Here is an 11,963-nt window from a genome sequence, read left to right on the forward strand (position 1 = left end):
TTGCTTGTCTGCTCAGTTTTGGCATTAGTTTTAGTGCGCATGCAGCGATTGAAGTTTATGACTTCGACTCCGTACAACAAGAAGCGCAGTATCGCGGTCTTATCGAAGAGCTGCGCTGTCCAAAATGCCAAAACCAAAATCTAGCGGGTTCTGATGCGCCGATTGCGCAAGATTTAAAACAAAAAACCTATGATTTGATTAAAGAAGGTCGTAGTGATACCGAGATACGTGCTTATATGCAAGAGCGTTATGGCGATTTTATTACTTATAAGCCGCCCGTACGTCCGTCGACATGGATACTATGGTTTTTTCCGCCATTACTATTGATTGTGTTGGTGATTGGCTGGTTTTGGCAAAGTAAACGCAGCCAGCGCGTTGCGCGTGGTCAAAGCGGCGTCACCGTAGATAGCGTTGCGGCGTTATCAGCGGCAGAAAAAGCGGAACTTGATCGTCTGTTATCGCGTAGCAATAAACATAGCAATGACAATAACGAGCATGACATCACCAGTACAGAGGACAAAAAATGACCCTATTTTCTACTTTTGGCTTATTTATTGCCCTAAGCTTACTGATTGCGCTGTTACTGGCGGTCATCGTTATCATGCCATGGTTACGAGCATCACGCTTACGAGATAAGCCGGTTGACAATCAGCTGCTAGATATCAATATTGCGGTATTCCGTGAGCGCCTAGCAGAGCTGCAAACGGATAAAGACGGTGGCACTATCGATGAGGTGCATTACCAAAATCAAAAGCTGGAGCTTGAGCGTCAGTTATTGGATGCGCAGCGTACCGTAACGCCGATGGTGGCGCCCGGTATCAAAAGCCGTCTAATTATCATGGTATGGGTGCCAGCATTAGCGGGACTAGCGTACTTTTTAATCAGCGACCGCACGCCGGTGTTTGAATTGTGGGCAGCGGAAGATAAAGTCGCGCAGGTGGCAGATGACTTATTGACCGGTAAAATCGATCAGCCGCCCGCTTGGGCGATTGAAGATGGTACGCAACTGATTAGTGCCATGCAGACCAACGTTTATCGTCATGCTGATGACCCTGATCGCTGGATGCGTCTGTCTGAACTATTCTTATCATTAGAAGCCACCGATTCAGCACTTGAAGCCTTGTCGCGCGCTTATCGTTTGTCACCAGACAATGAAGAGATTGCCACGACTTATGCGCAAATCAGCTTTTTTGCCAATAAAGGGCAATTAGATGCTAATAGTCGCCGCGTCTTACAAGATGTACTGGCGAAAAACCCGCAGCATGAAGGCGCTCAAATGCTAATGGCAATGGGTGAGGCACGCGGTAATAACTTTGAGCAAGCACAAGGCTGGATTAAGCGTTTACGCGCCAGTATTGCTGCCAAACCGGGCGACCATAGCCAAGCGCTGGCAAGTCTTGATGAGTTGAGTGCGAATGTAAGCACGCAGCAGCAGCAAGCTTCTGAAGGCATTGAGGTGACTGTCTCTATTAGTGACAGTCTGTTGCCATTGGTCAAAGCGGATGATGTGCTGTTTGTTGCTATCCGTGATGTCAAAGGTGGGCCGCCATTTGCCGCCAAGCGTTTACCGATTAGCGTGATTAAGCAGGGTGAGGCAAATATTAGCCTAAGCGACTTAGATGCTATGATGCCAGAGCGTACGCTGGCTTCTGCTCGCAGCGATAAAGTTCAGCTTGCCGTCATTGCGCGTATCAGCCATAGCGGCACTGCTACTGCCGAGTCAGGCGACTTATCTGGTAATCCTGTGGTGATTAGCGCCGACCAAAATCAGGTCAATGTGGCTATTAATCAGCAGATTCCTTAATGACTAAATATCAAGATATAAGTGGTTAATAATTGCGCGCTATCGGGCTTCTGATGGCGCGCAATCTTATCCTATGAACAGATAAGTCATCGTAACTTGCCGCATCAAGACTAAAAATACTTGAGCTTTTGAAAGCCACAAGGTAAGGTAAGCTCTGCAACCCACCAATCCCTAAGTTTTATTAGTCCCAAAATCCTATCTTTTAAGGAGAGTCGTATAATGATGCGTATTATTTTGCTAGGTCCACCAGGCGCCGGTAAAGGCACCCAAGCCCAGTTCATTTCTAAAGAATATGATATCCCGCAAATCTCAACGGGCGATATGCTACGTGCCGCAATCAAAGAAGGCAGCGAGCTTGGCAAACAAGCCAAAGACGTAATGAACGCTGGTGGTTTGGTTTCTGATGATCTTATCATTAACCTCGTGCAAGAACGCATCGCTAAGCCTGACTGTGTCAACGGCTGCATTTTAGATGGTTTCCCGCGTACCATTCCACAAGCCCAAGCGCTTGCAGATGCCAACGTGACGATTGACCATGTGATTGAAATCAGCGTGCCTGATGATGAAATCGTTAAGCGTTTATCAGGTCGTCGTCAGCATGCAGGTTCTGGTCGCGTTTATCATATCGACCACAATCCACCTAAGGTCGATGGTATTGACGATGTGACGGGCGAGCCGTTGATTCAGCGTGAAGACGACAAAGAATCTACCATTCGTGACCGTCTAGCGACTTATCATGAGCAGACGTCAACCTTGGTTGGTTTCTATCAAGATAAAGCCAAAGAAGGTGGCGATGCCCCTAAATATGACAAATTCGATGGCACTCAAGGCATTGATGATGTTAAACAGCAAATTTTATCTGCGCTAAAAGGCTGATGCTTCTTTAGAATTGCTGATAGGACTTGTTGATTAACAGTCATATTCAAAACCCTGCTACTTGTAATCACAAGCAGCAGGGTTTTTTAATGGTCAAGATAAACGCTAAAAAACGTCCATAAAAAAGCCGCTTACTTAAATAAGTAAACGGCTTTTAGCTACTATTAGTTTAATGTAGCTTAGCTAATGCTTTATCCTGCTAAGTGTTACGCATTACCTTGCGCATCAACTTGTGCTTGCTGTTGGCTTTGTGCGTAAGCTTGGTCAAAGTTCACTGGCGCAAGCAATAGCTGCGGGAAGCTACCACGTGTAACGATGTCACTGATGACTTCACGAGCATACGGGAACAACACGTTCGGGCAGTAAGCGCCTAGGATTTGACCGATTTGGTCTTCTGGAATATCTTTTAATAAAAAGATACCCGCTTGATGAACTTCAGCGATAAATGCCGCTTCCTCAGCATTTTTAGCATTAACACTGACCGTCAATACCACTTGGTAATGGTCGTCATCCAATTTTTCTGCATTGCTAGATAGATTGATATCAAGCTCAGGGTTCCACTCTTTGGTGAATACGCCCGCGCCTGGGACTTCAAGTGACATGTCTTTTACATAAATGCGTTCTAGTGCCAATTGTGGTTGTGCTTGTTCTTCAGCCATGGTAATTCCTCTAAAATTTAATCAAATAATGGGCAAATGGTCATTGTCATAAAATATCATTGTAATATAAATCGAGATAGAATTTTGAGATTTTATCTCGATGTTTTTCAGCAATATAGTTTTTAGCAAGGTGCTTTACCCTTGCCGCCGTCTATTTTTACCTCGATAAAAACAGACCGCAAAACAAGATAGCAAATTAACCCGCCAATAGCTCGTCAAGTTTGCCTTGTTGGTTCATTTGGTTAAGCTCATCAAAACCACCGACAAAGGTATCGCCAATAAAGATCTGTGGCACCGTGCGATAGTTATTGGTTTTTTGCATCAATGCTTGGCGCTCTTCACGGCTTATATCATGCATGCCAATCTCTTCATAATCAACGCCTTTGGTTTTTAGCAATTGCTTGGCGTTTGAGCAGTATGGGCAGATAGGGGTGGTGTAAACTTTCACAGATACAGTCATGGTTAATCCTTGTTTATAAATTTATGCGGCAACAGTTTTATTATAAGTAATATGATAAATAGTGATATAAAAAATCATAGCGTAGAAATTAGCATAATCCGTTACCAATATGTAAATTGCAAATCTATTCGATGCTGCTCAGTATAAAGTGGGGATGGCACTGCTAAATTCAAGCATTATTGGCTGAAAAGCGCTCACAGTAGCATAACTGCCACATAAAAAAAGACACCTTTTAAAGAGGTGTCTTTTAGATTAGCGCTGTATATTTCCAAAGCTACATTGTGCTTATACTTACTTAGCCCTGCATAAACCAACGCTGAATCTATTGTCTTACTTATGTAAACTTGGCTTGGCTTTGCCTTTATTCTTCGGCTTAGCATCTTTTACACCAACCAACGGCATGCCAGCGCCTTGCCAGCCGCCGATACCACCTTCTAGGCGATAGACACTGTCTTTACCAATCATCTGAATCGCCGCGCCTGCTTGCACGCCCATATCACAAATGATAATCACTGGTTGCTCAATCGCACGAATTTCCTCAATGCAGTCTTTAAGCTCAGTGAATGGTATGTTGCGGCTGCCTTGGATATAGCCGGTTTCAAATTTCTTTTTGGCGCGAATATCGATCAGCTGCGCATTTTGCGAGTTAACCATCATACCCAAAGTATTGGGCGATATTTTTCTGCCACTACGTTTGTTTTCAATAGCAAAAAATAGCACGGCAAGTACGGCTAATATACCAAATAAAAACGGGTGGTTGCCCACAAATTCCAGCGCACGATCCAAACCATACCTCCAAAAAAATAAGTGTTCGGTTAAGCTGAGAAGACAGCCTAACGATATGAACAAGGCGCTATTATACCGATTAGACTAGCCATAGTAAACGTGTGATGAGCAACGTTTACTATGGCAGTGATTAATAAGGTAAGGGCTAATAAAGCACTGATTAATAAAGCATGCGTTAATAAGGCTCTGATTAATAAGGTTTAGTATCTGCCTCTTCTCTTAAGGTGACAAGGTTTTCAACACGGCGCTGCAATACCACGCCATCAGCAACCGCTTGCCATAACGCGCAGCCTTTGCTGTTATGAGTATGGCGACAATCGCGGAATTGGCAATCACCTGCTAGTGGGGCAAGCTCAACGAAACCTGAAATGATATCATCAGGGGTCAAATGCCAAATACCGTACTCGCGAATACCGGGGGTATCGACAATGCCACCCTGGGTTAAGTCGTCTGGGTTAAATGGCAATAAGCGACTGGTCGTGGTGGTATGCTGACCAAGTTTCGAGTTTTCAGAGATAATATTGACGCTCTGTGCCGATTCAGGTAGTAGGGCATTAATTAAACTGCTTTTACCGACACCAGACTGACCGGCAAAAATAACCAGCTTTTTATCGATATAGCGCTTTAATTCATCTAGCCCTTCTTGCTCATCGCTATCAGCAATATTTTCAGGACAAGCGACCGAAGTGAGGACGCTTTCATAACCAAGTGCCGCATACTGTGCGAGTAGCTCATTGGTATCGACGCCGTTTTCTTGCGCCAGCAGATCAGCTTTATTAAGCACCAAGAGCGGCTTGACACCAGCATGATGACAAACGACCAAATAGCGGTCAATGAGAGTCGGCGCAGCAGCGGGCAACGGCGCAAACACAATCGCTAAAATATCGACATTGGCGGCAACAGGTTTAAGCTTATGGTAGCGATCAGGACGTGAGACCAGAGAAGTACGTGGTTTGACCGACTCGATACGTCCAAAGCCAGTATTAGGATCAGCATTCCAGCGCACTTGGTCGCCAGCGGCTAGCATCGGTAAGTTAGTACGTACATGACAGCGCCAGATATCGCCTAACGCCAGCTCTTGCCAAAACGGCTCAGGATCATCGGGCGCAATCTCCGGCTGCACGGGAATTACTGCCGGCAAGCTGGTCACCTGTACTTCTAACTGCTTACCATAATGCGCCATGACCACGCCATCCATCAAACTGTCATCGATGCTATCTTGACTGTCCAGCTGCTGTTTGTCGATGCGACGAATCTGCTGTTTAGTCAGTTTGCGTTGCCGAATTAATGCCATGGGTTTTGAACCTATTAAAAAAATATTGCTAAGTGTAGCGTGAAAATTTGCTAACATACAGCCTAAAGCGCCGCTAGCCGATAGTGGTTTTGTAATGTTTTAGTTTTTTTAGACATTATCATTGAGCAAGCGCAAACATATATTATTTGAGCATGACCATTTATAGATGATTTATTTGGTTAACATTGCTTGCAAGTTGTTCCAAAATTTATTGACCATAGGATATTTTATGAGTACCGACGACCATCCCAATAAAATTAAAATCAAAAACCAAGGTAAAAAAGGGCTGGTATGGATTGACCTAGAAATGACCGGGCTTGATACCGTAAACGATGAAATCATCGAGATTGCGACCGTGGTGACAGATGAGGATTTAAACGTCCTTGCTGAAGGGCCGGTGTTTGCCATTAAAGTATCAGATCAAGTATTAAATAAAATGGATGACTGGAATACCAAGCAGCACGGTCAGTCAGGCTTGGTCGACCGTGTGCGTCGTAGTACGGTGACATTGGCAGAAGCGGAAGCGGAAACCATTAAGTTTTTAAACAAATGGGTTGATAGTGGTAAATCGCCTATGTGCGGCAACTCAATCTGCCAAGATCGTCGCTTTATGGCGCGCCAAATGCCTGAGCTTGAGCGCTTTTTCCATTATCGCAACCTTGATGTGTCATCAATTAAAGAGCTTTGCTTCCGCTGGCGTCCTGATATTTTGAGAAATTTTGAAAAAGGCGGCAGTCATTTAGCGTTAGACGATATTCGCGACTCTATTCGTGAGCTAAAACACTATCGTCAGCACTTTTTTAAATTAATGCCTTAAAGTCTAGTGTTAAAGGTTAATGTCTTAAAAATACTGCTTTAACTATAAGTCCGTACAACCTATCAAGCCGCTAAAAAAGCCTGCAAATGAAACGAATGCCAAAATATGGCTCGTTTCTTTGCGGGCTTTTTGTTTAATCAATATTTTATTTAACTGGTCTTGGATTAACTCTCATATAAATGGATTAGCGCTCCTCATCAGGGCGCTTAATGCTATCTGGACTGGCTTTATAAACAGCATCTAACTCTGCTTCTGTCAGATATTTTTCTACCGCAGGATATAACGCTCGCTCTTCAAATCGGATATGGTCGTATAATAAAGTGCCAAGCGCCTTAACCTGCGCGACTGTGATGTCTTTATTCCCAGATTTTTGTGACGCTTCAACTTCATTTATTATTTTATGTAATTGCTTATGTTGTCCATCAAGGGTGTCGAGTACCGAGGCAACATCAGGTTGAGTGGTACGATAGGGTTCTAAGGCATTAGCAATTAAATTATCTTCAATTTGGAAATGATATTGCATATCGTTAATATAGGAAGTGAGATTGTGCCAGTGCTTGGCAATCTCTTCGGATTCATCAGCGCATTCTTTCGCATGGCGCGACAGGTTAAGTCCAAGATGATGTTGGCGCGATAATGGCTGTAATTGATTGGCGCGTTTCATAATTAAAACCTTAATTTTTCAAGAAATCATGATTGGTTAATTATTTGGAGTGATATGGTATGTTCAACTATCTATTAATTCTGCACCTACTTGGCGCAGCAATATGGACAGGGGGTCATTTAATACTAGCATTAGTGGTGCTGCCTAAAGTACTAACTTCACGTAATTTAGAGGCGTTGTTACAATTTGAGGGGCAGTTTGAAAAAATTGGTATGCCAGCTTTGGCTATTCAAATTATCACTGGATTGTGGATGGCATATAGGATGCTACCCGATGTGAGCGCATGGTTTGCTTTTGATAATGACATTAGTGTATTGATTGGTATCAAGCTGATATTATTATTGCTGACGGCTGTCGTCGCTATGCACGCACGTTTTAGGGTAATACCAAGGTTATCAGCCAACAATTTGAATGGATTTGCCGTTAATATTATTTTGGTGACCCTACTTTCAGTGGCATTCGTTGTGGTCGGTACGCTGTTCCGTACGGGATTTTAGTGAAAATTTATCTAGATAAAATGATAAGTTCTAAGTAGTAGTTAATAGCTGATAACAATCAACAAGCACAAAAAAACCTCAAGTAAACGAATACTTGAGGCGAAACTTGCTTAAACTCGAGAGTTTAAATTCGTTTTAAATATGGCGCAGCGGACGGGACTCGAACCCGCGACCCCCGGCGTGACAGGCCGGTATTCTAACCAACTGAACTACCGCTGCTGAGGTCGTTTTAGTTTATTTAGCCACTTAGCTTACTACTTAAGAGTAACACTATACTAAATAGTGGTGGGTGATGACGGATTCGAACCGCCGACATTCTGCGTGTAAGGCAGACGCTCTACCAACTGAGCTAATCACCCTGAGCGAGGATAAAACGAAGCACTGCTTCGTCCGAGCGCAAGAGAATTTATATTGTCGTAAATTCTAGGAAACTACGCATCCAAACTAGGTATTACTGGAATCCTTTAAAAAGGATTTTCCTGAAAGTTTTAACATTCAAAGTTGTCACCCTTTGAATAACTTTCAACAGAAGAGAACTAACTAAAGCCTCGCTCTGTGGGTGTGTATTATATACATTTACACATGGCTGTCAAATATTATTTCAAGTATTTTTAAAATTGTGGTTGTTAACCTTTATTAACGGTCAAATTAAGACATAAATAAAGTGATTGTCAGGCGATACAGTTAGCTATTGCGCGCTTGCTAAAAGCTACTATACTGATAATGCTTTTGGCATCTCGTTAACAAGGCGTCTACTTAATAAGCCAGCTGGTTAATAAATAGGTAAATAGTTTGAGTGATATAGGGTCATGGAGGCGAGCATAAATAATTTTAATATAGAAGCGCTTTCTATTGAAGACTACTTTACCACATGGTCGGTAGGAGACTTTGCTGGATTGGGTCTGATATTGCACGTGATTCTCATGATAGTCATGACGCTGCGTATTGTCTCAGTGCAGCGCAATATCGGGGTGTCGATTGCTTGGGTTGCCGTGCTTTATACTTTGCCTTTGGTTGGCTTTATCGCTTATATACTCCTAGGTGAGCCAATGATTGGTCGGCGTTATCGTGAGCGTATGAATCAGGCGCGGCTACTGATGAATGATATGGCTAAGCGTGAGCAGCTGGTATTTGATGAAGGACAAGAGCTGCTGCCTGATAATTACCGCGGTGTCAGTAAAATAGGCACACGCTGGACAGGGTTTGGGGTATTTCCTAACCACCAAATGCAATTATTGACCACGCCGAGTGCTATCTTTGGGCGCTTGATTGAAGACATTAATGCCGCCCAGCGCATTATCCTGATGGAGTTTTATATTATTTATCCAAAAGGTCAGATACTCGATGTCATGGAAGCGCTAATGGCAGCGGCGCAGCGCGGTGTAGAGTGTCATATTTTGGCAGACAGTGTAGGGAGTTTTAGCTTTTTTAATAGCAAACAGCATCGGATGTTAGAAGAGGCTGGGGTTTTTGTACACCAGTCGCTACCGGTGGGATTATTTAAAACTTTGTTTAAGCGCTCCGATTTGCGTAATCATCGCAAGATTATCGTCATTGACGAACATATAGGCTATATCGGTAGCTTTAACTTGGTTGACCCGAAGTTCTTTAAACAGAATAAAAATGTTGGTCAATGGATTGATGTAGCGATACGTAGTTTCAGTCAAGAGCCGATGAATATTGCCACAGCGATGGCCAAAGTAGTGGTCACCGATATCGGGGCGGAAAATAAAGACAACCTAGACGCACTCAATCACCGCGTGAATACCTATACCCGTAAGCTTTATGTCATGCATCCGACCATTAACGATATCAACAGCCGCGTCAAAGTTTTAGACGAGCTTGTTGATTCTGATGAGCCGCCAGAGATTGGCTCGACATCGATTTTGATACCGCGCATGCCAGTGGTAGAAGATGTGCTAGCGCAGCTGATACCTTCGGCGCCGCAAGTAACGGCACATGTGATTTATAATACGTTGGTCACGGTGATTCATCGCGCCAATAAACGTATTCGTATTACCACGCCATATTTTGTCCCCGATGAAGCTTTATCAGGGGCGCTGACTACCGCCGCCAAACGCGGGGTCGAGGTGACGATTATTGTGCCAGAAAAAGTGGATTCGTTTTTGGTGCAGCACGCTTCCCAAGCGTATTATCAAGAACTGCTTGAAGCAGGGGTAACCATTGCTTTATTTAAAGGCGGACTGCTGCATGCTAAAACGGTGGTTATTGACGATGATTATTGTCTGTTTGGCACGGTAAATATCGATATGCGCAGTTTTTATTTAAATATGGAAGTTAGCTTAGCGATTTATACGCCAGAAATGGTCGCGCAGGTTGCTGACTGTCAAGAAGTCTACTTACAAAGCTGTCATTTTTTAGGCTTAGAAGAGTGGCAAGAGCGCCACGGGGCAGAGCGCTTGTTTGATAATGTGGTGCGCTTATTTAGTCCTTTATTGTAGCGCTTTCGCTTTTAAGTTAAGGTAAACTACTTATTTTTATTATCATCTCACTTATACAATTACTTATATAACCACTTCTATGATTGTTTTTTGAAATCTTAGTTTTTAAAAGCACTTAATTTTTAAAGGATAGGCTTGCCTTATGTCTGCATCGCCCTTAACGCCCCTTGATTATATTGCAGCAGGCTATTGGCAAGATTTCTTAGCTGGCCGACCCGTCGCTGGCGGCATGGCTTATGAAGCTGAATTGCATCACTGCAGACTCGATGAATCGCTGGCAAGTTTACAGCGTATAGATACCTTGCTGTCGCAGATACGCCGCGACATGATAAAGTCTGGCACGTGGGATGAGACGGCGCTATTAACAGATGAGCGCTATCGTAATTTTATGGTGTTTTTAGCGTTTTATGCAGGGCGCGTATTGGCACAGCAATGGCAGTATACGCCGCATTGGTTCGGTGAGTTTGAGCTACGTAAGCGTTATCCTGCTCTGCCGCTGCTGACCGATGAGTTTTATCAACATATGGCCGTAGTCTATCGTAATGATGTTGAGGATACTGATAAGCCTAACGTGAATGCCTCACTATTTTTTGCCTTAGAGCCGATAGGACTGCGGCTGTTTGGTCATATTGATAGACAGTTTCAATCGGTGCAAGGTAGTCAAGTGGCAAGCGGCCTATACCAAGCAGTGAGTGCAAGACTGCCAAACGCCATTGATAACCATCATGCATTACCTATAGCTACCGAGCATGCTACTAAAGAAGTAACTGAAGCAATAGTACCTCAACATAGCTGCCAAAGTATTCAGACAAATACTGATGCTGTTAATCATACTTCTTATAATGAGCTTCAAACAACACCTGAAATTGTCCAAGCAGATACTCTATTAGCAAAAACTGCTTCAGTAAAAAATCCACAAGCAGAGTCAGACACAATAGCGATAAAACCAATAATAAAACCAGCAGTAAAACCACTGATAAAAGAAGCGCCAACCCCAGAGCTTTTTAGCCAATTGCTCATAGAGCTTGATGAAATAGAAGTACCACAAACCGCTGGCAAGACAGAATACGAGCAAGCCTGTAAAGTCTTAGATCAATTTGAGCAGTATATTGCTAAGCAAGATAAACCGCGCGCGCAAGTTACCTTTTCACAGCAGCATTTGGCAGCCAAGCAACAAGCTCTGTTAAAACTGCAAGACGCGGCCCATGCAGGTAATAGCGCGGCGATGCTACGTTTGGCGATGTATGAGCTACTTGGCGAAGGAATAAGTACGGATAAAGTGACTGGCATGGAAGCAGGTGTTGAATGGGTCAAGCAAGCAGCGAGCAAAAACGACAGCCGTGCCCAGCGATTATTAAGTAAGCTCTACTATCAAGGCTTTGGCGTACCGCAAGATATGACCAATGGCAAATATTGGCTTGAGCAAGCGGCCGAAAACGGTCATACAGAAGCGGCCAGTTTGGTAAGTCAATGGCAGCAAGCGCAGGCGTTGATTAGCACACAAAAGCAAGAGCAGCATAGCCTTAAACGTTATCAGCTATTGTTTGCGGTAATTATTGTCGTCGCTATATTAATTTTCATTATTGTCTAGCTGTCTATGTCAAATTCTGGCTTTTAAATCTTTGTTTCTGATAGCGAGTGCTT

12 protein-coding genes and 2 tRNA genes are annotated in these 11,963 nt (G+C 43.6%); 7 read left to right on the forward strand and 7 right to left on the reverse strand.

Annotated features, from left to right (window positions below; all coding sequences use genetic code 11):
* Positions 1-8 precede the first annotated feature (8 nt).
* The 3 genes from B3Q63_RS05780 (at position 9) to adk (ending at position 2,680) form a co-directional block, all read left to right on the forward strand.
* Positions 9-527 (forward strand): cytochrome c-type biogenesis protein, encoded by a 519-nt coding sequence (locus B3Q63_RS05780; RefSeq protein WP_296175134.1) that lies wholly within the window; start codon positions 9-11, stop codon positions 525-527.
* Positions 524-1,804, forward strand: a complete 1,281-nt coding sequence (gene ccmI / locus B3Q63_RS05785) for a c-type cytochrome biogenesis protein CcmI (RefSeq protein ID WP_201619758.1) — start codon at positions 524-526, stop codon at positions 1,802-1,804. The genes B3Q63_RS05780 and ccmI overlap by 4 nt, the downstream gene beginning before the upstream one ends.
* 219 nt (positions 1,805-2,023) lie before the next feature.
* Positions 2,024-2,680 (forward strand): adenylate kinase, encoded by a 657-nt coding sequence (adk, locus tag B3Q63_RS05790; RefSeq protein ID WP_201565190.1) that lies wholly within the window; start codon positions 2,024-2,026, stop codon positions 2,678-2,680.
* Between the two features lie 206 nt (positions 2,681-2,886).
* On the opposite strand, the gene secB is transcribed toward adk, so the two are convergent.
* From secB to rsgA, 4 genes are all read right to left on the reverse strand, one after another.
* Entirely contained in the window at positions 2,887-3,339 is a 453-nt protein-coding gene (gene secB / locus B3Q63_RS05795; RefSeq protein WP_149488954.1) for a protein-export chaperone SecB, read from the reverse strand.
* A 196-nt stretch (positions 3,340-3,535) separates the two neighbouring features.
* Positions 3,536-3,799 (reverse strand): glutaredoxin 3, encoded by a 264-nt coding sequence (grxC, locus tag B3Q63_RS05800; RefSeq protein WP_201619759.1) that lies wholly within the window; start codon positions 3,797-3,799, stop codon positions 3,536-3,538.
* A gap of 330 nt (positions 3,800-4,129) precedes the next feature.
* Positions 4,130-4,585 carry a rhodanese-like domain-containing protein gene (locus B3Q63_RS05805; protein WP_296174790.1) on the reverse strand — a complete coding sequence of 152 codons (456 nt, stop codon included), beginning with the start codon at positions 4,583-4,585 and terminating at the stop codon, positions 4,130-4,132.
* Positions 4,586-4,775: 190 nt separating this feature from the next.
* Positions 4,776-5,879 carry a ribosome small subunit-dependent GTPase A gene (gene rsgA / locus B3Q63_RS05810; protein WP_201628081.1) on the reverse strand — a complete coding sequence of 368 codons (1,104 nt, stop codon included), beginning with the start codon at positions 5,877-5,879 and terminating at the stop codon, positions 4,776-4,778.
* Between the two features lie 229 nt (positions 5,880-6,108).
* On the opposite strand from rsgA, the gene orn reads away from it, so the two are divergent.
* Positions 6,109-6,696 carry an oligoribonuclease gene (gene orn, locus B3Q63_RS05815; protein WP_183620749.1) on the forward strand — a complete coding sequence of 196 codons (588 nt, stop codon included), beginning with the start codon at positions 6,109-6,111 and terminating at the stop codon, positions 6,694-6,696.
* A gap of 184 nt (positions 6,697-6,880) precedes the next feature.
* On the opposite strand, the gene B3Q63_RS05820 is transcribed toward orn, so the two are convergent.
* A complete protein-coding gene (locus tag B3Q63_RS05820; RefSeq protein WP_296174795.1) occupies positions 6,881-7,360 on the reverse strand; it encodes a hemerythrin domain-containing protein in 480 nt (159 codons plus the stop codon).
* Positions 7,361-7,419: 59 nt separating this feature from the next.
* Between B3Q63_RS05820 and B3Q63_RS05825 the strand changes: the two genes are divergently transcribed.
* Positions 7,420-7,857 carry a CopD family protein gene (locus B3Q63_RS05825; protein WP_281491124.1) on the forward strand — a complete coding sequence of 146 codons (438 nt, stop codon included), beginning with the start codon at positions 7,420-7,422 and terminating at the stop codon, positions 7,855-7,857.
* Positions 7,858-7,999: 142 nt separating this feature from the next.
* On the opposite strand, the gene B3Q63_RS05830 is transcribed toward B3Q63_RS05825, so the two are convergent.
* Together B3Q63_RS05830 and B3Q63_RS05835 are read right to left on the reverse strand one after the other, a co-directional pair.
* A tRNA-Asp gene (locus tag B3Q63_RS05830) sits at positions 8,000-8,076 on the reverse strand.
* 64 nt (positions 8,077-8,140) lie between these two features.
* A tRNA-Val gene (locus tag B3Q63_RS05835) sits at positions 8,141-8,216 on the reverse strand.
* A gap of 450 nt (positions 8,217-8,666) precedes the next feature.
* On the opposite strand from B3Q63_RS05835, the gene B3Q63_RS05840 reads away from it, so the two are divergent.
* Together B3Q63_RS05840 and B3Q63_RS05845 are read left to right on the forward strand one after the other, a co-directional pair.
* Positions 8,667-10,319 (forward strand): cardiolipin synthase, encoded by a 1,653-nt coding sequence (locus B3Q63_RS05840; RefSeq protein WP_296174799.1) that lies wholly within the window; start codon positions 8,667-8,669, stop codon positions 10,317-10,319.
* Positions 10,320-10,461: 142 nt separating this feature from the next.
* Positions 10,462-11,910, forward strand: coding sequence for a tetratricopeptide repeat protein (locus B3Q63_RS05845; RefSeq protein ID WP_296174803.1), 1,449 nt, complete (start codon positions 10,462-10,464; stop codon positions 11,908-11,910).
* Positions 11,911-11,963 lie beyond the last annotated feature (53 nt).

The organism is Psychrobacter sp. UBA2769, assembly GCF_002352555.1.
GTDB classification, from domain to species: domain Bacteria; phylum Pseudomonadota; class Gammaproteobacteria; order Pseudomonadales; family Moraxellaceae; genus Psychrobacter; species Psychrobacter maritimus.